This is a genomic window from Pseudomonas sp. NFX224 (genome assembly GCF_048565165.1).
Taxonomy (GTDB): Bacteria; Pseudomonadota; Gammaproteobacteria; order Pseudomonadales; family Pseudomonadaceae; genus Aquipseudomonas.
Genome location: NZ_CP183416.1, coordinates 5,264,521 through 5,284,953, shown reverse-complemented (window position 1 = coordinate 5,284,953; position 20,433 = coordinate 5,264,521). Strand labels below are relative to the sequence as shown.

Here is a 20,433-nt window from a genome sequence, read left to right as displayed (position 1 = left end):
GCGTGGCTTACACTTAATCGAAAGCATTATCCCGAGGGTTGATCATGACCGAGTTGGCGCGTTTGAAGTTCTATGCCACTCAGCCCCACTCTTGCAGCTATCTGCCTGAGGAGCAGGCCACGACCCTGTTCCTGGACCCTAGCCAGCCCATGGATGTGCATGTCTATGCAGACCTGTCGGAAATGGGCTTTCGTCGCAGTGGCGACCACTTGTATCGCCCCCATTGCCAGAACTGCAATGCGTGCGTACCGGCGCGCATTCCTGTAGCCCAATTCACGCCTAACCGTCAGCAGAAACGTATTTTCAAGCGCAACGCCGACTTGCAGGTGCGTCCGGCCAAGCCAGGTTTCAGCGAAGAGTATTTCGACCTTTATCAGCGCTACATCGAAGAGCGGCATGCCGACGGCGACATGTACCCACCCAGTCGCGATCAGTTTTCCACGTTTCTGGTGCGCGACCTGCCGTTTTCACGGTTCTATGAATTCCGTCTCGACGGACGGTTGCTGGCGATCGCCGTCACCGACCTTCTGCCCAACGGTCTGTCGGCGGTCTACACCTTCTATGAACCCGCCGAAGAGCGCCGCAGCCTGGGGCGTTACGCCATCCTCTGGCAAATCGCCGAAGCCCGACGCCTGGGGCTGGACGCGGTGTACCTGGGCTACTGGATCAAGAACTGCAAAAAAATGAGTTACAAGACCCAATATCGTCCCATAGAGCTGCTGGTTAACCAGCGCTGGGTCGTTCTGAACTAGAGCACACCCTTAAACCCCTTGGCTTGACCTCCACTTTTCGGGCACAATGCACGCCGCTTTTGCCTGGCGCAGTTGCACCGGGCCATTCACTGGACACCGAGGGCTTTACTGCATGTCGAAAGAAGACAGCTTCGAAATGGAAGGCACTGTCGTCGACACCCTGCCCAACACCATGTTTCGCGTGGAGTTGGAAAATGGGCACGTCGTAACCGCGCATATTTCCGGCAAGATGCGCAAGAACTACATTCGTATTCTTACCGGTGACAAAGTGCGCGTCGAACTGACGCCCTATGACTTGAGCAAAGGGCGCATCACTTACCGCGCTCGCTAATCAAGTCAATACAAAACGCCCGGCATAATTGCCGGGCGTTTTTGTTTGCCTGCGATTTAGCGACCGCGCACTGCCGGTGATTATGACAGACAGCAAAAAGGCGCCAACCGGCGCCTTTTTGCTGTACTGCGGTTTAACGTCAGGCCATTTCAGCCGTGGTCTCGAACTCGAAGGTCAGTTCGCCGTCCTTGATGTCGATGTGCACTACACCGCCATGTTCGGCCAACTCACCAAAGAGAATCTCCTCCGCCAGTGGACGCTTGATCTTGTCCTGGATCAGGCGCGCCATAGGTCGAGCACCCATTGCCGAGTCGTAACCGCCGGCTGCCAGCCAGCTGCGAGCCGCATCGGTGACTTCCAGCAACACACGCTTGTCTTCCAGCTGCGCCTGAAGCTCGGTGAGGAACTTGTCCACCACGCTCTTGATGACCTCATGACTGAGGCGACCAAACTGGATGATGGTGTCCAGACGGTTGCGGAACTCGGGCGTGAAGCTCTTCTTGATCACTTCCATCGCATCGGACGAGTGGTCCTGATGGGTGAAACCGATCGAAGCACGCGCTGCGGTTTCGGCCCCGGCGTTGGTCGTCATGATGACGATCACGTTACGGAAGTCCGCCTTGCGTCCGTTGTTGTCGGTCAGCGTACCGTGGTCCATGACCTGCAACAGCAGGTTGAAGACTTCCGGATGCGCCTTCTCGATTTCATCGAGCAGCAACACGCAGTGTGGTTGCTTGGTGATGGCTTCGGTCAGCAGACCGCCCTGATCGAACCCGACATAGCCTGGAGGCGCACCGATCAGACGCGATACGGTGTGGCGCTCCATATACTCGGACATGTCGAAACGAACCAGCTCAACGCCCAACGCCTTGGCCAACTGACGCGCCGCTTCGGTTTTACCGACACCGGTAGGCCCGGCGAACAGGAACGAACCGACAGGCTTGTCAGGCGACTTGAGGCCGGCGCGGGACAGCTTGATCGCAGTCGCCAACGAGTCGATCGCGGCATCCTGACCAAACACCGTCAGCTTCAAATCACGCTCAAGGTTACGCAGCAGTTCTTTGTCGGAACTGGTGACGTGCTTTGGCGGAATCCGCGCGATTTTCGCGACGATGTCCTCGACTTGCGGCACTTCAATGCGCTTTACACGCTTCTCGACCGGTTGCAGGCGCTGGTAGGCACCCGCTTCGTCGATGACGTCGATGGCCTTGTCCGGCATGTGACGGTCATTGATGTAACGCGAGGCCAGTTCGGCAGCTGCGCGCAGGGCTTCATCACTGTATTCGATATTGTGATGGGTCTCGAAACGACCCTTCAGGCCGCGCAGAATTCCAATGGTGTCTTCCACGGAAGGTTCCGACACATCGACTTTCTGGAAACGCCGGGCCAAAGCACGGTCCTTCTCGAAGATCCCGCGGAATTCCTGGAAGGTAGTCGAGCCGATGCAACGGATATCACCGGACGACAGCAGTGGCTTGAGCAGGTTCGAGGCATCCATGACGCCACCCGACGCAGCACCCGCACCGATGATGGTGTGGATTTCGTCGATGAACAGGATCGCCTGCGGACGTTTTTTCAGTTCATTGAGCAACGCCTTGAAGCGCTTCTCGAAATCGCCGCGATATTTGGTCCCGGCCAGCAAGGCACCCAGATCGAGGGAGTAAACCACGCTGTTGGCCAGCAGGTCCGGCACCTGGTTGTCGACAATACGCTTGGCCAGGCCTTCGGCAATTGCGGTTTTACCCACGCCCGCCTCGCCCACCAGCAATGGATTGTTTTTGCGACGACGCGCCAGGATCTGGGCGACGCGCTCGACTTCCAGCTCACGCCCTACCAACGGATCGATACGACCCTGGCGTGCAAGCTCATTAAGGTTGCTGGCATAAGCATCCAGTGGATTGCCTGAAGAAGAAGACTCACTGCCCTCGTCGTCCTGCATATCTTGCTCACCTTCAGAGTGATCGCCGTGCCCTGGCACCTTGGAGATGCCGTGGGCGATGTAGTTGACGACATCGATGCGCGCAACGCTCTGCTGTTTCAGCAGGAACACTGCCTGGCTCTCTTGCTCACTGAAGATCGCGACCAGCACGTTAGCGCCAGTCACTTCGCGCTTGCCCGAGCTCTGTACGTGAAACACAGCACGTTGCAGTACACGCTGGAAGCCCAGGGTTGGCTGGGTTTCGCGATCCTCGTCATGAACGGGGATCAATGGCGTGGTGGAGTCGATGAACTCCTGCAGGTCATGCTTGAGTTTGTCGAGGTTTGCGCCGCACGCACGTAAAACGGTGGCGGCAGCCTCATTGTCCAATAGGGCCAGCAGAAGGTGTTCGACGGTCATGAATTCATGACGCTTCGAACGAGCCTCCTTGAAGGCAAGATTGAGGGTGACTTCGAGCTCGCGGTTTAACATAGCTTCACCTCATACCCAAGTGTCCGGCGATTAACCGTCCTTCTCGATTTCACAGAGTAGCGGATGCTGGCTTTCCCTGGCGTACTGGTTGACCTGCATGGCCTTGGTCTCGGCGATGTCGCGGGTAAACACTCCACATACTGCCCGTCCTTCTGTATGGACGGCCAGCATGACCTTGGTCGCCAGCTCGCGATTCAGGTTAAAAAACACCTCGAGCACTTCGACGACGAAATCCATCGGTGTGTAGTCATCATTAAACAAAACCACCTTGTACATCGGCGGCGCCTGTAAAGCAGGCTTGGCCTCCTGGACAGCAATGCCTGCTGAATCGTCGTCGTGTTCCTCCGGGCGATCTTTCTGGAGAGTCGGGCGATCCTGATTGAATGTTAGTCGAATCTGGCTGATTGCATGCATGGAAAGAAAGGTTCGTCAGTTGTGCAAATACAGTGGTGGGGGCGATCCTGGACGATTTCAACTCCGACTGCCTGGTCACCTTGACTATCGGCAAAACGGTGTTACAACCAATAGAGCCCACAGTGGGTAAAAAAGGTCCGCGGAGTCAACTTTTTTCGAAGAAGTGACTGCGGATGAACTGGATGATACTCCAGTGATGGAGTCTGTTGCAGAGGGAGTTGGGTATGGCTGTCGGCAAGGTGAAATGGTTCAACAACGCCAAGGGTTACGGTTTCATCAACGAGGAAGGCAAGACAGAAGATCTGTTTGCCCACTACTCGGCCATTAAAATGGAAGGTTATAAAACCCTGAAAGCCGGGCAAGCGGTCGTCTTCGAAATCATCCAGGGGCCGAAGGGCCTGCATGCCGTCGAGATCGGCAACCCTGTAGATGCTTCGAAAACGGAGACACCTTCCACGCAACAGACCGTGACGGCCTGAGACCACACCGTCATCCAGTCATAAAAAACCGCCTGACTCAACGTCTTGAATCAGGCGGTTTTTGTGTGCCTGCGTTTTCTTACATGTGCGAGATCAGCGCATCACCGAAGCCGGAGGAAGACACCAGCTTGGCACCATCCATCAAGCGCTCGAAATCATAGGTCACGGTCTTCGCGGAGATCGCGCCGTTGGTGCCCTTGATGATCAGGTCAGCCGCTTCCGTCCAGCCCATGTGGCGCAACATCATTTCAGCGGACAGGATCAACGAACCCGGGTTCACCTGGTCCTTGCCTGCGTACTTCGGCGCCGTACCGTGGGTGGCTTCGAACATCGCAACGGTGTCGGACAGGTTGGCACCTGGCGCAATACCGATACCGCCCACTTCCGCCGCCAGGGCGTCGGAGAGGTAGTCGCCGTTGAGGTTCAGGGTTGCGATCACATCGTACTCGGCCGGACGCAGCAGGATCTGCTGGAGCATGGCGTCGGCGATGGCGTCCTTGACGACAACGTTCTTGCCGGTCTTCGGGTTCTTGAACTGCATCCACGGACCACCGTCAAGCAGGGTCGCGCCGAACTCTTCAGCCGCCACTTCGTAGGCCCATTCCTTGAAGGCACCTTCGGTGAACTTCATGATGTTGCCTTTGTGCACGATGGTCAGCGAATCGCGATCGTTGTCGACCACATATTGCAGGGCCTTGCGCGCCAGACGCTTGGTGCCTTGCAGGGAAACCGGTTTGACGCCGATACCGCAGTTTTCGTCGAAACGGATCTTGGTAACGCCCATTTCTTCTTTAAGGAATTTGATGACCTTGGTGGCTTCCGGCGTACCAGCCTTCCATTCGATACCGGCGTAGATGTCTTCGGAGTTCTCGCGGAAGATCGTCATGTCGACGTCGCCTGGCTTCTTGACCGGGCTCGGCACGCCTTCAAACCAGCGTACCGGACGCAGGCAGACGTACAGGTCGAGTTGCTGGCGCAGCGCTACGTTGAGGGAACGGATACCGCCGCCGACCGGCGTGGTCAACGGGCCCTTGATGGAAACCACGTAATCCTTGACCGCGTCCAGGGTTTCCTGAGGCAGCCAGGTGTCCTGATCGTAAACCTGAGTCGCTTTTTCCCCGGCGTACACTTCCATCCAGGAAATCTTGCGCTCGCCGCCGTAAGCCTTTTTCACAGCAGCATCGACAACCTTGATCATGACCGGACTGATGTCGACACCAATGCCGTCACCTTCGATGAAGGGGATGATCGGGTTATTAGGAACATTGAGAGAATGGTCTGCATTGACGGTGATTTTGTCGCCGACGGCTGGAACCTGAATCTTCTTGTAACCCATGCTGAACTCCATTGATTGGATTGAACATCTGGCTTGGTTCGAGCGTAACCCAGTTAAATCAACGCGCAAACCCTATGTTCTGTCCATATGCCGCAAAGCCCTGCAACTGGCGCGCTACAAGCCTGAAAGCTAAGGGAAAAGCGCCAAAATCAAGCACGACGAATGACATCTTGCCGCACTCGCCCCTGCGACCTTTAGACCAATGGACGAGAATCGTTGCGTATGAACCATCGGCAGATTGCCAGCTACCTATGTATAATGCCGGCGCTGACCAAAGGGTCACGACGACTGAAAGGCTCTATGACGAGACTTTCAGCCCGACAGGCCGGCCTGTTACCGCAGACCGGCTGCTTGACGCCCTACTGATGCACCCAACATCACAGCAACGAAATCTCGATATTCGGCTCATGGATGACTTTGAACGAACGCGCTTACCCGGCGCCCCTCGAGTTTCTGCGCACGCTTTAGCAAAGAAGAGAGAGTTAATCCGAATATGCCCACCCGCTCGAAGATCATCTATACCTTCACCGACGAAGCCCCAGCCCTCGCCACCTATTCACTGTTGCCTATCGTAGAGGCGTTCACCGCCTCGGCTGATATCGCCGTTGAAACCCGCGATATCTCTCTTGCAGGGCGCATCCTGGCCAGCTTCCCCGAGCAACTGGGCGACAAAGCCGTAGCCGACCACCTCGCCGAACTGGGCGCCCTGGCCGTTACGCCTGAAGCCAACATCATCAAGCTGCCAAACATCAGCGCCTCGGTTCCGCAACTGCAAGCCGCGATCAAAGAACTGCAAGCCCAGGGCTACGCCCTGCCGGACTACCCGGAAACCGTGACCAGCGACGCCGACAAAGAAGTCAAGTCGCGCTATGACAAGGTCAAGGGCAGCGCGGTAAACCCGGTTCTGCGTGAAGGCAACTCCGACCGTCGCGCTCCGCTATCGGTCAAGAACTACGCTCGCAAGCACCCGCACAAAATGGGCGCCTGGGCTGCGGACTCCAAGTCCCACGTCGCGCACATGAGCACCGGCGATTTCTACGGCAGCGAAAAAGCCGCCCTGATCGACGCCGCTGGCGCCGTGAAGATCGAGCTGATCGCTCAAGACGGCACCACCACCGTCCTGAAAGAAAAAACCAGCGTTCAGGCTGGCGAGATCCTCGATTGCGCCGTCATGAGCAAAAATGCTCTGCGCGCTTTCATCGCCGCTGAAATCGAAAGCGCCAAGGCCCAGGGCGTGCTGCTGTCGGTTCACCTGAAAGCGACCATGATGAAGGTCTCCGACCCGATCATGTTCGGCCAGATCGTTGCCGAGTTCTATAAAGACGCACTGACCAAGCACGCTGATGTGCTGGCTCAGATCGGCTTCAACCTGAACAACGGCATCGGCGACCTGTACGCTCGCATCAAGGCCCTGCCGGCCGAGCAACAAGCCGCCATCGAAGCTGACATTCAAGCGGTCTACGCCGTTCGCCCTTCCCTGGCGATGGTCAACTCCGACAAAGGCATCACCAACCTGCACGTGCCGAGCGACGTCATCGTCGACGCCTCGATGCCGGCCATGATCCGTGACTCCGGCAAGATGTGGGGCACCGACGGCCAGTTGCACGACACCAAGGCGGTGATCCCGGATCGCTGCTACGCGACCATCTACCAGGCAGTGATCGAAGACTGCAAGGTAAACGGAGCCTTCGACCCAACCACCATGGGCAGCGTGCCGAACGTTGGCCTGATGGCGAAAAAAGCCGAAGAGTACGGTTCCCACGACAAGACTTTCCAGATCAAGACCAACGGTGTTGTCCGCGTGACCGACACCAACGGCACCTTGCTGCTGGAGCAGTCGGTTGAAGCCGGCGACATCTTCCGCATGTGCCAGACCAAAGACGCGCCGATTCAGGATTGGGTCAAACTGGCCGTCAACCGTGCTCGCGCCAGCAGCACGCCAGCGATTTTCTGGCTGGACCCAATGCGCGCCCACGACGGCGTGGTGATCGAGAAAGTTCAGGCTTACCTGAAGGATCACGACACTGCCGGTCTGGACATCCAGATCATGGCGCCAGTCGAGGCCATGAAGTACACCCTGCAGCGCACCCGCGAAGGCAAGGACACCATCTCGGTGACCGGCAACGTACTGCGCGACTACCTGACCGACCTGTTCCCGATCATGGAACTGGGCACCAGCGCCAAGATGCTATCGATCGTGCCGCTGATGAATGGCGGTGGCCTGTTCGAAACTGGCGCCGGCGGTTCGGCTCCGAAGCATGTTCAGCAGCTGTTGGAAGAGAACTTCCTGCGCTGGGATTCGCTGGGTGAATTCCTGGCCCTGGCCGCGTCCCTGGAACACCTGGGCGTGACCTACAACAATCCGAAGGCGCTGGTTCTGGCCAAGACCCTGGATCAGGCCACCGGCCAGTTCCTGGACAACAACAAGTCGCCATCGCGCAAAGTCGGCAACATCGACAACCGCGGCAGCCACTTCTACCTGGCGCTGTACTGGGCTCAAGCCCTGGCCGCCCAGACCGAAGACGCTGCACTGCAAGCGCAGTTCGCGACCCTGGCCAAGACCCTGACCGAGAACGAGGCAACCATCGTTGCCGAACTCAACGCCGTTCAGGGCAAGCCAGTGGACATCGGCGGTTACTACCACGCCGACGCCGAGCTGATCAGCAAGGCCATGCGTCCTAGCGCAACTTTCAACGCAGCGGTTGCAGCGTTGGTTTAAGGTTGTAAGGAAGCAAAGAAGCCCCGGCCCAGTGCCGGGGTTTCTGTTTCCAATAACCCCTGTGGGAGCCGGCCTGCCGGCGATGGCGGCTTATCAGTCGACATTGATGATAACTGACCCACCGCAATCGCCGGCAGGCCAGTTCCCACAGAGATCGGACTTCAACTTACAGACCAAGGAACTTTCATGGACTGGCAACCCCACATCACCGTCGCTACCATCGTCGAAGACAACGGCCGTTTCCTGATGGTCGAAGAACTCAAGCACGGGCGCGTGGTGCTCAATCAGCCCGCCGGTCATCTCGACCCGAACGAAACCCTGACCGAAGCCGCAGCCCGTGAAACCCTCGAAGAAACCGGCTGGGACGTCGAACCCACCGGCGTACTGGGCATTTATCTGTACACGGCCCCGAGCAATGGCGTGACCTACCAACGGGTCTGCTTCATCGCCAAACCGCTGCAACACCACCCGGATTATCAACTGGACGATGGCATCGTCGGCGCCAAGTGGTTGACCCGTGACGAATTAATCGAGCAGCGCGACAACTGGCGCAGCGAGTTGATCATCCGTTGCATCGACGACTACCTGGCCGGCAATCACTTCGACCTCGAATTGATCCGTCCTTCTCTTTAGCCTTGTGCGCTTCAGCCTGCTAGAATCGCGTCCTTTTTCAAGACACTCATTGAATCCCTATGCGTGATCCAGCCCCTTCTGACACACAAAAGAAGCGCGTCATTGTCGGCATGTCCGGCGGCGTGGACTCTTCCGTTTCCGCCCTCCTGCTGATCGAGCAGGGTTATGAGGTGGAAGGCCTGTTCATGAAGAACTGGGAAGAAGACGATGGAACGGAATACTGCACCGCCATGGACGACCTGGCGGACGCCCAGGCCGTGTGCGACAAGATTGGCATCAAGCTGCACACCGCCAACTTCGCCGCCGAGTACTGGGATAACGTGTTCGAGCACTTCCTGGCCGAATACAAGGCCGGGCGCACGCCGAACCCGGACATCCTGTGCAACCGCGAGATCAAGTTCAAGGCGTTCCTCGACTACGCCATGATGCTCGGCGCCGACCTGATCGCCACCGGTCACTACGTGCGTCGCCGCGACATCGATGGCCGCACCGAACTGCTCAAGGGCCTCGACCCGAACAAAGACCAGAGCTACTTCCTGCACGCCGTCGGCGGTGAACAGATCGCCAAGACCCTGTTCCCGGTGGGCGAGCTGGAAAAACCGCAAGTGCGCGCTATCGCCGAAAAATACGAACTGGCGACCGCGAAGAAAAAGGATTCCACCGGGATCTGCTTCATTGGCGAACGCCGCTTCAGCGACTTCCTCAAGCAGTACCTGCCGGCGCAACCGGGCGAGATCAAGACGACCGAAGGCGAGATCATCGGCCGTCACCACGGCTTGATGTACCACACCATCGGCCAGCGCCAGGGCCTCGGCATCGGCGGCCTGAAAGACGCCAGCGACGAGCCGTGGTACGTGCTGATCAAGGATCTGGAGCACAACGAGCTGATCGTCGGTCAGGGCAATGATCACCCGTGGCTGTTCTCCCGCGCCCTGCTCGCTTCGGACATCTACTGGGTCAACCCGATCGACCTGAGCCAGCCGCGCAAGCTGACCGCCAAAGTGCGTTATCGCCAGAGCGACCAGTCTTGCACGCTGGAAAAGACCGCCACCGGCTACCGCGCAACCTTCGATGACCCGCAACGCGCGGTCACGCCAGGCCAATCGGTAGTGTTTTACGACGGCGAAATCTGCCTCGGCGGCGGCGTAATTGAAGTCGCCGAGCCGTGGACGAGCAAGGGCCAGGCCCTATGAGCCCGATTCAGGAACAACTGACGGCACTGGGCGGCGTATTCCTCGCCGCCGTGCTGGTGGACAAAATTGCCAAAACCGGCCAGACCAGCGAAGCCGGCCTGACCTGCATGCTCGGCAGCCTGCTGATCCGCGACCCCAAGGACACTCTGGAAGTCTACGGCGGCGACGACATCAATCTGCGCGAAGGCTATCGCGCCTTGGTTGGCGCCCTCGAACGCGACCCGAGCGCTCTGCAGCGTGAACCGCTGCGTTATGCGCTGGCCATGCTCGGCCTTGAGCGTCAGCTGGCCAAGCGCAGCGACATGCTCGACGTAATCGGCAAGCGTCTGCCACAGATCCAGTCCCAGGTTGAACACTTCGGCCCGGCCCACGAAAACGTGGTCGCCGCCTGCGGCGCGCTGTATCAGGACACCCTGAGCACGCTGCGCCAACGCATTCAGGTGCACGGCGACATGCGCAACCTGCAACAGCCGAGCAACGCCTCGAAAATCCGCGCCCTGTTGCTGGCCGGCATTCGCTCGGCACGCTTGTGGCGGCAGTTGGGCGGTCATCGCTGGCAGCTGGTGGTCAGCCGCCGCAAATTGCTGAAAGAGCTTTACCCGTTGATGCGTAACGAATAACTCGCATCGACAGCACCGAACCTAGCAATACGCGTAATACGCCGGTCAGTTGGCGACGGACCGGCGGATTTTTTCATGTATGATACGCGCCCCATTTCGTTGCCCGACTGTCCGAGAACACCCCATGCAGCTTTCTTCGCTCACTGCGGTTTCCCCTGTTGACGGCCGCTACGCCGGCAAAACCCAGGCCCTGCGCCCAATTTTCAGCGAGTACGGCCTGATCCGTGCCCGCGTTCTGGTTGAAGTGCGCTGGCTCCAGCGCCTGGCCGCCCACCCTGCCATCAGCGAAGTACCGGCGTTCTCCGCCGAAGCCAACGCTGTGCTCAACACCCTGGCGGAAAACTTCTCTCTGGAGCACGCCGAGCGCGTCAAAGAGATCGAGCGCACCACCAACCACGACGTCAAAGCCATCGAATACCTGCTCAAAGAGCAAGCGGCCAAGCTGCCGGAACTGGCCCAGGTCAGCGAGTTCATCCACTTTGCCTGCACCAGCGAGGACATCAACAACCTGTCCCACGCCCTGATGCTGCGCGAAGGCCGTGATGACGTGATGCTGCCACTGATGCGCCAGACCGCCAACGCCATCCGCGAACTGGCCATCCGTTTTGCCGACGTGCCAATGCTGTCGCGCACCCACGGTCAACCGGCCTCGCCGACCACCCTGGGCAAAGAACTGGCGAACGTGGTTTACCGTCTGGAGCGCCAGATCGCTCAAGTCGCCGCCGTTCCACTGCTGGGCAAGATCAATGGCGCCGTCGGCAACTACAACGCTCACCTGTCGGCCTACCCTGAGATCGACTGGGAAGCCAACGCCCGCGCCTTCATCGAAGACGAATTGGGCTTGGGCTTCAACCCGTACACCACGCAGATCGAGCCGCACGACTACATTGCCGAGCTGTTCGACGCGATCGCACGCTTCAACACCATCCTGATCGACTTCGACCGCGACATCTGGGGCTACATCTCCCTGGGTTATTTCAAGCAGCGCACCATCGCTGGCGAAATCGGTTCGTCGACCATGCCGCACAAGGTCAACCCGATCGACTTCGAAAACTCCGAAGGCAACCTGGGTATCGCCAACGCATTGTTCCAGCACCTGGCGAGCAAACTGCCGATCTCCCGCTGGCAGCGCGACCTGACCGACTCCACCGTACTGCGCAACCTCGGTGTCGGCTTCGCCCACAGCGTGATCGCGTACGAAGCCAGCCTCAAAGGCATCAGCAAACTGGAGCTCAACGAGCAGAAGATTGCCGCTGACCTGGACGCCTGCTGGGAAGTATTGGCCGAGCCGATCCAGACCGTGATGCGTCGCTACAACATCGAAAACCCGTACGAAAAACTGAAAGAATTGACTCGCGGCAAAGGCATCAGCCCTGAAGCGCTGCAGACTTTCATTGACGGCCTGGACATGCCAGTCGCCGCCAAGGCCGAGCTGAAATTGCTCACCCCGGCCAACTACATCGGTAACGCTGTAGCGCAAGCCAAACGCATCTGATCGACCGCTTGACCCTTTTAAGACGCCCGGCAGCGCCGGGCGTTTTTATTCCCGTATGGAAAGTGCTTTTTTTCAATAGGTTACACATGAATCCTGACACTCCTCTTCAACTTCTGGGCGGCATCACGGCACGGGAATTCCTGCGCGACTACTGGCAGAAAAAACCACTGCTGATCCGTCAGGCGATTCCTGATTTCGAAAGCCCGATCGACGCCGACGAACTGGCCGGCCTGGCGCTGGAAGAAGAGGTCGAATCGCGCCTGATCATCGAGAACGGCGAGCGTCCCTGGGAATTGCGTCGCGGCCCGTTTGCCGAAGACGAATTCAGCAAACTGCCTGAGCGTGACTGGACCTTGCTGGTGCAAGCCGTCGACCAGTTCGTCCCGGAAGTCAGCGAACTGCTGGAGCACTTCCGTTTCCTGCCGAGCTGGCGCATCGACGACGTGATGATCAGCTTTGCCGCCCCGGGTGGCAGCGTCGGTCCGCACTTCGACAACTACGACGTGTTCCTGCTGCAAGGCCACGGCAAGCGCAACTGGAAAATCGGCCAGATGTGCGATTCCGAAAGCCCGCTGCTGCAACACGCCGACCTGCGCATCCTCGCCGACTTCGAAGCGACCGATGAATGGGTCCTGGAACCGGGCGACATGCTGTACCTCCCGCCGCGCCTGGCCCACTGCGGCGTGGCCGTCGATGACTGCCTGACTTACTCGGTCGGCTTCCGCGCACCGAGCGCCGCCGAAGTGCTGACCCACTTCACCGACTTCCTCAGTCAGTTCCTGCCGGACGAAGAGCGTTACACCGACGCCGACGCCCTGCCTGCGGCCGATCCGCACCAGATTCAGCACGACGCACTGGATCGTCTGAAAAGCCTACTCGCCGAACACATGAGCGACGAGCGTCTGCTGCTGACCTGGTTCGGCCAGTTCATGACCGAGCCGCGCTACCCGGAACTGGTAGTCGGTCAGGAAGACCTCGCCGAAGAAGACGTCCTCGGCGCACTGGAGCAAGGCGCGGTGCTGATCCGCAACCCAAGCGCACGCCTGGCCTGGTCCGAGGTCGACGACGATCTGCTGCTGTTCGCCAGCGGCCAGAGCCGTTATCTGCCGGGCAAACTGCGCGAGCTGCTGAAGATGATCTGCGCCGCCGACGCGCTGCACGTCGACAACCTAGGCGAATGGCTGAGCGACGAAGACGGCCGCGGCCTGCTGTGCGAACTGGTCAAGCAAGGTAGCCTGGGGTTCGCCGATGAATAAGATTCACGTACGTGTCGCAGACTGGCAAAAGGACAACGCCGAGATCCGGCGCATTCGTGAGACGGTGTTCGTTGCCGAGCAATGCGTTCCACCTGAACTGGAATGGGACGCCGATGACGCAACCGCGGTGCATTTCCTTGCGCTTGAAGGCGACTTTCCGATTGGCACCGCACGCCTACTGCCTGACGGTCACGTTGGCCGGGTTTCGGTGCTCAAGGACTGGCGCGGCCTGAAGGTCGGCGATGCCCTGATGCAAGCCGTGATTGGCGAAGCCGAAGAACGTGGGCTGAAACAGCAGATGCTCAGCGCTCAGGTGCAGGCCACGGCGTTCTATGAGCGCCTGGGTTTCAGCATGGTCAGTGAGGAGTTCCTGGAAGCCGGGATTCCGCATGTGGACATGGTTCGCCACTCGGCTTGATACCGAGTTGCGGCCTTCGCGAGCAGGCCCGCTCCCGCAGTTGATTTGCGAACCACGCAAAACCAATATGGGAGTCTGCTCGCGAAGAGGCCCGCAAGAACACTTAGAACGCCCCGACATCACACGATGCCGGGGCGTTTTGCTGCCTACGATTCAACTTGCCGCCTCCCAGGCCGACAAAGTGGCAATATCAACACTTTGAAGTTAGCGGAGATAACGGATATGTCCCTACGCACCCTGCTCACCACGCTGCTGGTGACCTGCAGTTTTTCGGTCATGGCAGCCACTGAAATCGTGCCTTTGAATTACCACACCAGTGCCGACATGCTGCCCGTGGCACAGGATTTCATCGGCAAGGACGGCACCGTCAGCGCCTATGGCAATCAGCTCATCGTCAATGCCGATCAACGCAAAATCGACGAACTCAAGGCCTTGATTGGCCAGCTCGACACCGCCCCCAAACGCCTGCTGATCACCGTCGACACCAACGAAAACAACTTCCAGGGCGATCAGGGATACTCGGTGAACGGCGCCAAGCCCAGCCAGACCCGCATCATCAATCGCAGTACCGATAGCCGCGACGGCGGCATTCAGCAGGTCCAGGCTACCGACGGCATGCCGGCACTGATCCAGGTTGGCCAGAGCGTGCCGCTGACCAGCACCCAGACCGACTCCTACGGCGACCTGCGCAGCCAGACCGAGTATCGCAACGTCACCCAGGGTTTCTACGTTACGGCCAACGTCACCGGCGAGATCGTTCACTTGTCGATCAGCACCAACCGTGACCGCATGAGCCAGGAACGTCCGGATGTAGTGAACGTGCAAAGCACCGACACAACCGTCACCGGTCGCCTCGGCGAATGGATCCTGCTGGCCGGCACGAACGGCCAGACACAAGCCGATAAACAAGGCGTAGCCCGCAGTTACTCTACTCAGAGCCGTAACGACATGACCTTGCGGGTGAAAGTCGACACTTTGGACTAAGTCACCGAAAACTGACTGATTAGTCGTATTAGACCAAAGATGTAGTGCTTGAAAAAAAGCACTACAAAACGTTTGACGAGCCAAAAAAGCAAAGGCATGATGGCCTCGCTCCCGCTAATCAGGGGCCCTGGCAAGGGCCTTCGAGGCGATGTTCGCACCTACCCCGCGAACCGCTTCGTGTCTGTACCGCCCACAAGGTGTGTTTGACGAGGTTGCCGACTGGAACGAAGTTGTCCCGAGGGACGGAAGCGTAATTAGGTAGCCCGGCACTCCACTGATGTTCGCACCAAGGCCCACGACGCCCGAATGCGCACGCAGTTCGCCTTTACCTGCTCACTTCCCCTCGAGCCCATCGTTCATCCCGTCGCCATCCCCGCCGAATCCGACTTGACCGCCTAAGCTTCTGGTCAGCGAGCGCAGGAATTTTCCACCGCAGAACAACTTTTCATAAAGACGCGACGAGGTTTATCTCCCATGGCACTGACACGCGAACAGCAAATTGCAGCCCTCGAAAAAGACTGGGCTGAAAACCCGCGCTGGAAAGGCGTGACACGCACTTACTCCGCTGCTGACGTCGTCCGTCTGCGTGGCTCGGTTCAACCTGAGCACACCTTTGCAAAAATGGGCGCCGAGAAGCTGTGGAACCTGGTTACCCAGGGTGCCAAGCCAGCCTTCCGTCCTGAGAAAGATTTCGTCAACTGCATGGGCGCCCTGACCGGCGGCCAGGCTGTGCAACAAGTCAAAGCCGGTATCCAGGCGATCTACCTGTCGGGCTGGCAAGTGGCTGCGGACAACAACTCCGCCGAATCGATGTACCCGGATCAGTCGCTGTACCCGGTGGACTCGGTTCCAACCGTGGTCAAGCGCATCAACAACTCGTTCCGTCGTGCCGACCAGATCCAGTGGAAAGCCGGCAAGAACCCGGGCGACGACGGCTACATCGACTACTTCGCGCCAATCGTGGCTGACGCTGAAGCCGGTTTCGGTGGCGTACTGAACGCTTACGAGCTGATGAAGAGCATGATCGAAGCAGGCGCCGCCGGCGTTCACTTCGAAGACCAACTGGCGTCCGTGAAGAAATGCGGCCACATGGGCGGCAAGGTACTGGTTCCAACCCAGGAAGCCGTACAGAAGCTGACCGCTGCCCGTCTGGCTGCTGACGTTGCCGGCACTCCGACCATCATCCTGGCCCGTACCGACGCAAACGCCGCCGACCTGCTGACTTCGGACTGCGACCCGTACGACCAGCCATTCGTGACTGGTGAACGTACCCAGGAAGGTTTCTACAAAGTACGCGCCGGCCTGGACCAGGCTATCGCTCGCGGCCTGGCTTACGCTCCGTACGCCGACCTGATCTGGTGCGAAACCGCCAAGCCGGACCTGGAAGAAGCGCGTCGCTTCGCTGAAGCGATCAAGAAGGAATACCCGGACCAACTGCTGTCGTACAACTGCTCGCCTTCCTTCAACTGGAAGAAAAACCTGGACGACGCGACCATCGCCAAATTCCAGCGCGAACTGTCCGCCATGGGCTACAAGCACCAGTTCATCACCCTGGCCGGCATTCACAACATGTGGCACAGCATGTTCAACCTGGCGCACGACTACGCCCGCAACGACATGACTGCCTACGTGAAGCTGCAAGAGCAGGAATTCGCTGACGCTTCGAAGGGCTACACCTTCGTGGCTCACCAGCAGGAAGTAGGCACCGGCTACTTCGACGACATGACCACCGTGATCCAGGGTGGCTCGTCTTCGGTCACCGCGCTGACCGGTTCGACTGAAGAAGAACAGTTCCACTGATCTGCTTCGCCTGAGTCAACGGCCGTTGCGGACCGATTAGAAACCGCAACGCCGCACATCTGACGCCCCGACTGGTTCGGGGCGTTTTTTTTGCGCGCCAAACACCGCCCCCCCTGCAGGAGCGAGCCTGCTCGCGAAAAACTCAAGAGCACCACAGGGAGTCAGGTTTCGCGCGTTATCGTTCACGACCATCGCGAGCAGGCTCACTCCTACAGGGATGATGGTGGCCCGGAAAAACAATGATTCAGAGCGCTATCGCCCCCAGAAAAATCCGCTAAAACCCACCCCGCCGCTACTTGTAGTAACGCGCATATAAGACAACTTCCCAACTTCCCACTGGGCAAACAGTTTAAATCCCACGCCAAACAATATTGATTATCATTTAGCTGAAACTATGTTCGTTACATTCCCTACAAAACATAATTGATGAAATCTCGGCTAATGCCCACGGGCCAAGGGTTACAGGGCTTTGAGGGCTCGTAATGTCCTTATTCCTATAAATAATTTCGCTATAGGAATTTTACTTGCCGGGTGTTTAGCCATAAAATCAGCGGGATTGATTGCTGCGACATATCGTCACTGCTTTGTTCTTTTTCAAGCTCAGAGACCTTTGCTCTCTGTTAAGGATTACCAGCATGCCCGAAGCGACAGGACTCATGGCCCATAACTGGGGCTTTGCCATTTTCCTTCTAGGCGTCATCGGCCTCTGTGCCTTTATGCTGGGCGTCTCCAGCCTCCTCGGGTCAAAAGCCTGGGGCCGCAGCAAAAACGAACCGTTCGAGTCCGGCATGCTACCTACAGGTGGCGCCCGCTTGCGGCTCTCAGCCAAATTCTATCTGGTCGCGATGCTCTTCGTGATCTTCGATATCGAAGCCCTCTTTCTCTTTGCATGGTCTGTGTCCGTCCGCGAAAGCGGCTGGACCGGATTCGTCGAAGCTCTCGTTTTCATAGCAATTCTGTTGGCAGGTCTTGTCTACCTATTCCGAGTGGGCGCCCTTGACTGGGCTCCGGAAGCTCGGCGCAAGCGGCAAGCGAAGCTGAAACAATGAGGCTTTGGCAATGCAATACAATCTCACCAGGATCGACCCCGATGCTCCTAACGAGCAGTATCCGATTGGCCAACGGGAAACCGTTTCCGATCCGTTAGAAGATCAAGTCCACAAAAACATTTTCATGGGCAAGCTCGAAGACGTGCTTAACGGCACGATCAACTGGGGGCGCAAGAACTCCCTGTGGCCGTATAACTTCGGTCTTTCGTGCTGCTACGTGGAAATGACCACCGCCTTCACGGCGCCCCACGACATCGCGCGCTTTGGCGCCGAGGTTATCCGGGCATCGCCGCGCCAGGCGGATTTCATGGTTATCGCCGGTACCTGCTTCATCAAGATGGCGCCGATCATTCAGCGTCTCTACGAGCAAATGCTCGAACCTAAATGGGTCATTTCCATGGGTTCGTGCGCCAACTCCGGTGGCATGTACGACATCTACTCTGTGGTTCAAGGGGTGGACAAGTTCCTGCCCGTGGACGTCTACGTGCCTGGCTGCCCGCCCCGCCCTGAAGCTTTTCTGCAAGGTTTGATGCTGTTGCAGGAGTCGATTGGCCAGGAGCGTCGCCCGCTTTCCTGGGTCGTTGGCGATCAAGGCGTCTATCGCGCCGAGATGCCTTCCGAAAAGGAAAAGCGCCGCGAACAGCGAATCGCAGTCACCAACCTGCGCAGCCCCGACGAAGTCTGATCCAGATCTGCTTCTTTAATAGAACGAGAAACTGGCTTCATTCTTTACGTTGACCGAAAGCGATAAAATAACCATGACTACAGGCAGTGCTCTGTACATCCCGCCTTACAAGGCAGACGACCAGGATGTGGTCGTCGAACTGAACAACCGTTTTGGCCCCGAGGCGTTCACCGCCCAGGCTACCCGCACCGGCATGCCGGTGCTTTGGGTTGCCCGCGCCAAACTCGTCGAAGTCCTGACCTTCCTGCGCAACCTGCCCAAGCCGTACGTCATGCTCTATGACCTGCACGGCGTGGACGAGCGTCTGCGCACCAAGCGTCAAGGGCTGCCGAACGGCGTCGACTTCTCCGTGTTCTATCACTTGATGTCGATCGAACGTAATAGTGACGTCATGATCAAAGTCGCCTTGTCCGAGAGCGACCTCAGCCTGCCGACCGTCACCAGCATCTGGCCGAACGCCAACTGGTACGAGCGTGAAGTCTGGGACATGTACGGCATCGACTTCAAAGGCCATCCTCACCTGTCGCGCATCATGATGCCGCCGACGTGGGAAGGTCACCCGCTGCGCAAGGATTTCCCGGCGCGCGCCACCGAGTTCGACCCGTTCACCCTGAACCTGGCCAAGCAGCAGCTCGAAGAAGAGTCCGCACGCTTCAAGCCGGAAGACTGGGGCATGAAGCGTTCCGGCCCGAACGAGGACTACATGTTCCTCAACCTCGGTCCTAACCACCCTTCGGCGCACGGTGCGTTCCGCATCATCCTGCAGCTGGACGGTGAAGAGATCGTCGATTGCGTTCCGGACGTCGGCTACCACCACCGTGGTGCCGAGAAGATGGCCGAACGTCAGTCCTGGCACAGCTTCATCCCGTACACCGACCGTATCGACTACCTCGGCGGCGTGATGAACAACCTGCCGTACGTGCTCTCCGTCGAGAAGCTGGCCGGCATCAAGGTGCCGGAGAAGGTCGACGTCATCCGCATCATGATGGCCGAGTTCTTCCGGATCACCAGCCACCTGCTGTTCCTGGGTACCTACATCCAGGACGTCGGCGCCATGACCCCGGTGTTCTTCACCTTCACCGACCGCCAGAAGGCGTACACGGTGATCGAAGCCATTACCGGTTTCCGTCTGCACCCGGCCTGGTACCGCATCGGTGGTGTCGCCCACGACCTGCCACGCGGCTGGGAAAAACTGGTTAAAGATTTCGTCGAGTGGATGCCAAAGCGTCTGGACGAGTATCAGAAAGCCGCACTGGACAACAGCATCCTGCGCGGCCGGACCATCGGCGTCGCTGCCTACAACACCAAAGAGGCCCTGGAGTGGGGCGTCACGGGTGCAGGCCTGCGTTCGACCGGTTGCGATTTCGACCTGCGTAAAGCGCGCCCGTACTCGGGCTACGAGAACTTCGAGTTCGAAGTGCCGCTGGCGGCCAACGGCGATGCCTACGATCGCTGCATCGTGCGCGTCGAGGAGATGCGCCAGAGCATCAAGATCATCGAGCAGTGCATGCGCAACATGCCGGAAGGCCCGTACAAGGCGGATCACCCGCTGACCACGCCGCCGCCGAAAGAGCGCACCCTGCAGCACATCGAAACCTTGATCACGCACTTCCTGCAAGTTTCGTGGGGTCCGGTCATGCCGGCCAACGAATCCTTCCAGATGATCGAAGCGACCAAGGGCATCAACAGTTATTACCTGACGAGCGATGGCGGCACCATGAGCTACCGCACCCGGATTCGTACTCCAAGCTTCCCGCACCTGCAGCAGATCCCTTCGGTGATCAAAGGCAGCATGGTCGCGGACTTGATCGCGTACCTGGGTAGTATCGATTTCGTTATGGCCGACGTGGACCGCTAAG

18 protein-coding genes are annotated in these 20,433 nt (G+C 58.5%); 15 read left to right on the top strand and 3 right to left on the bottom strand.

The window, feature by feature from the left end; translation table 11 throughout:
* Positions 1–44 precede the first annotated feature (44 nt).
* On the top strand, positions 45–752 hold the full coding sequence (locus ACNYC6_RS24085; protein WP_338581870.1) for an arginyltransferase: 708 nt from the start codon (positions 45–47) through the stop codon (positions 750–752).
* Positions 753–864: 112 nt separating this feature from the next.
* Complete coding sequence (infA, locus tag ACNYC6_RS24080; protein WP_002553999.1) at positions 865–1,083, top strand: translation initiation factor IF-1; 219 nt, start codon at positions 865–867, stop codon at positions 1,081–1,083.
* 139 nt (positions 1,084–1,222) lie between these two features.
* On the opposite strand, the gene clpA is transcribed toward infA, so the two are convergent.
* Both clpA and clpS read right to left on the bottom strand, forming a co-directional pair.
* Positions 1,223–3,493 (bottom strand): ATP-dependent Clp protease ATP-binding subunit ClpA, encoded by a 2,271-nt coding sequence (gene clpA, locus ACNYC6_RS24075; RefSeq protein ID WP_419709460.1) that lies wholly within the window; start codon positions 3,491–3,493, stop codon positions 1,223–1,225.
* 30 nt (positions 3,494–3,523) lie between these two features.
* The gene (clpS, locus tag ACNYC6_RS24070; protein WP_020799529.1) at positions 3,524–3,907 is read right to left on the bottom strand and encodes an ATP-dependent Clp protease adapter ClpS; all 384 of its coding nucleotides are present in this window, start codon (positions 3,905–3,907) and stop codon (positions 3,524–3,526) included.
* A gap of 224 nt (positions 3,908–4,131) precedes the next feature.
* Between clpS and cspD the strand changes: the two genes are divergently transcribed.
* Entirely contained in the window at positions 4,132–4,386 is a 255-nt protein-coding gene (gene cspD, locus ACNYC6_RS24065) for a cold shock domain-containing protein CspD (protein WP_419709459.1), read from the top strand.
* Positions 4,387–4,465: 79 nt separating this feature from the next.
* Here the strand turns inward: cspD and icd are convergent, their stop codons facing one another.
* On the bottom strand, positions 4,466–5,722 hold the full coding sequence (icd, locus tag ACNYC6_RS24060; protein ID WP_008015544.1) for an NADP-dependent isocitrate dehydrogenase: 1,257 nt from the start codon (positions 5,720–5,722) through the stop codon (positions 4,466–4,468).
* Positions 5,723–6,215: 493 nt separating this feature from the next.
* Here icd and ACNYC6_RS24055 point away from each other — a divergent pair, with 493 nt between their 5' ends.
* The 12 genes from ACNYC6_RS24055 (at position 6,216) to nuoC (ending at position 20,432) form a co-directional block, all read left to right on the top strand.
* Positions 6,216–8,441, top strand: a complete 2,226-nt coding sequence (locus ACNYC6_RS24055) for an NADP-dependent isocitrate dehydrogenase (RefSeq protein WP_419709458.1) — start codon at positions 6,216–6,218, stop codon at positions 8,439–8,441.
* Between the two features lie 186 nt (positions 8,442–8,627).
* Positions 8,628–9,074 carry an NUDIX hydrolase gene (locus ACNYC6_RS24050; protein WP_419709457.1) on the top strand — a complete coding sequence of 149 codons (447 nt, stop codon included), beginning with the start codon at positions 8,628–8,630 and terminating at the stop codon, positions 9,072–9,074.
* A 59-nt stretch (positions 9,075–9,133) separates the two neighbouring features.
* On the top strand, positions 9,134–10,267 hold the full coding sequence (mnmA, locus tag ACNYC6_RS24045; RefSeq protein ID WP_419709456.1) for a tRNA 2-thiouridine(34) synthase MnmA: 1,134 nt from the start codon (positions 9,134–9,136) through the stop codon (positions 10,265–10,267).
* Entirely contained in the window at positions 10,264–10,887 is a 624-nt protein-coding gene (gene hflD / locus ACNYC6_RS24040) for a high frequency lysogenization protein HflD (RefSeq protein WP_419709455.1), read from the top strand. Before mnmA ends, hflD begins: the two co-directional genes overlap by 4 nt.
* Positions 10,888–11,011: 124 nt before the next feature.
* Positions 11,012–12,382 (top strand): adenylosuccinate lyase, encoded by a 1,371-nt coding sequence (gene purB / locus ACNYC6_RS24035; protein ID WP_339528455.1) that lies wholly within the window; start codon positions 11,012–11,014, stop codon positions 12,380–12,382.
* A gap of 86 nt (positions 12,383–12,468) precedes the next feature.
* Positions 12,469–13,638 (top strand): JmjC domain-containing protein, encoded by a 1,170-nt coding sequence (locus ACNYC6_RS24030; protein WP_419709454.1) that lies wholly within the window; start codon positions 12,469–12,471, stop codon positions 13,636–13,638.
* Entirely contained in the window at positions 13,631–14,056 is a 426-nt protein-coding gene (locus tag ACNYC6_RS24025; protein WP_419709453.1) for a GNAT family N-acetyltransferase, read from the top strand. The genes ACNYC6_RS24030 and ACNYC6_RS24025 overlap by 8 nt, the downstream gene beginning before the upstream one ends.
* Before the next feature lie 222 nt (positions 14,057–14,278).
* A complete protein-coding gene (locus ACNYC6_RS24020; RefSeq protein ID WP_419709452.1) occupies positions 14,279–15,040 on the top strand; it encodes a secretin N-terminal domain-containing protein in 762 nt (253 codons plus the stop codon).
* Between the two features lie 474 nt (positions 15,041–15,514).
* Entirely contained in the window at positions 15,515–16,840 is a 1,326-nt protein-coding gene (gene aceA, locus ACNYC6_RS24015) for an isocitrate lyase (protein ID WP_056854618.1), read from the top strand.
* Between the two features lie 635 nt (positions 16,841–17,475).
* The gene (locus ACNYC6_RS24010) at positions 17,476–17,889 is read left to right on the top strand and encodes an NADH-quinone oxidoreductase subunit A (RefSeq protein WP_077045930.1); all 414 of its coding nucleotides are present in this window, start codon (positions 17,476–17,478) and stop codon (positions 17,887–17,889) included.
* Positions 17,890–17,899: 10 nt separating this feature from the next.
* The gene (locus tag ACNYC6_RS24005) at positions 17,900–18,574 is read left to right on the top strand and encodes a NuoB/complex I 20 kDa subunit family protein (RefSeq protein ID WP_046037844.1); all 675 of its coding nucleotides are present in this window, start codon (positions 17,900–17,902) and stop codon (positions 18,572–18,574) included.
* Positions 18,575–18,647: 73 nt separating this feature from the next.
* Entirely contained in the window at positions 18,648–20,432 is a 1,785-nt protein-coding gene (nuoC, locus tag ACNYC6_RS24000; protein ID WP_419709451.1) for an NADH-quinone oxidoreductase subunit C/D, read from the top strand.
* The last annotated feature ends 1 nt before the right edge of the window (position 20,433 follow it).

Coding starts and splice junctions, on each gene's coding strand:
- ACNYC6_RS24025 (WP_419709453.1), top strand. CDS start 13,631: ATGAATAAGATTCACGTACGTGTCGCAGACTGGCAAAAGGACAACGCC.
- ACNYC6_RS24010 (WP_077045930.1), top strand. CDS start 17,476: ATGCCCGAAGCGACAGGACTCATGGCCCATAACTGGGGCTTTGCCATT.
- ACNYC6_RS24005 (WP_046037844.1), top strand. CDS start 17,900: ATGCAATACAATCTCACCAGGATCGACCCCGATGCTCCTAACGAGCAG.
- clpA (WP_419709460.1), bottom strand. CDS start 3,493: ATGTTAAACCGCGAGCTCGAAGTCACCCTCAATCTTGCCTTCAAGGAG.
- ACNYC6_RS24020 (WP_419709452.1), top strand. CDS start 14,279: ATGTCCCTACGCACCCTGCTCACCACGCTGCTGGTGACCTGCAGTTTT.
- purB (WP_339528455.1), top strand. CDS start 11,012: ATGCAGCTTTCTTCGCTCACTGCGGTTTCCCCTGTTGACGGCCGCTAC.
- mnmA (WP_419709456.1), top strand. CDS start 9,134: ATGCGTGATCCAGCCCCTTCTGACACACAAAAGAAGCGCGTCATTGTC.
- ACNYC6_RS24050 (WP_419709457.1), top strand. CDS start 8,628: ATGGACTGGCAACCCCACATCACCGTCGCTACCATCGTCGAAGACAAC.
- clpS (WP_020799529.1), bottom strand. CDS start 3,907: ATGCATGCAATCAGCCAGATTCGACTAACATTCAATCAGGATCGCCCG.
- ACNYC6_RS24055 (WP_419709458.1), top strand. CDS start 6,216: ATGCCCACCCGCTCGAAGATCATCTATACCTTCACCGACGAAGCCCCA.
- infA (WP_002553999.1), top strand. CDS start 865: ATGTCGAAAGAAGACAGCTTCGAAATGGAAGGCACTGTCGTCGACACC.
- ACNYC6_RS24085 (WP_338581870.1), top strand. CDS start 45: ATGACCGAGTTGGCGCGTTTGAAGTTCTATGCCACTCAGCCCCACTCT.
- aceA (WP_056854618.1), top strand. CDS start 15,515: ATGGCACTGACACGCGAACAGCAAATTGCAGCCCTCGAAAAAGACTGG.
- hflD (WP_419709455.1), top strand. CDS start 10,264: ATGAGCCCGATTCAGGAACAACTGACGGCACTGGGCGGCGTATTCCTC.
- icd (WP_008015544.1), bottom strand. CDS start 5,722: ATGGGTTACAAGAAGATTCAGGTTCCAGCCGTCGGCGACAAAATCACC.
- ACNYC6_RS24030 (WP_419709454.1), top strand. CDS start 12,469: ATGAATCCTGACACTCCTCTTCAACTTCTGGGCGGCATCACGGCACGG.
- cspD (WP_419709459.1), top strand. CDS start 4,132: ATGGCTGTCGGCAAGGTGAAATGGTTCAACAACGCCAAGGGTTACGGT.
- nuoC (WP_419709451.1), top strand. CDS start 18,648: ATGACTACAGGCAGTGCTCTGTACATCCCGCCTTACAAGGCAGACGAC.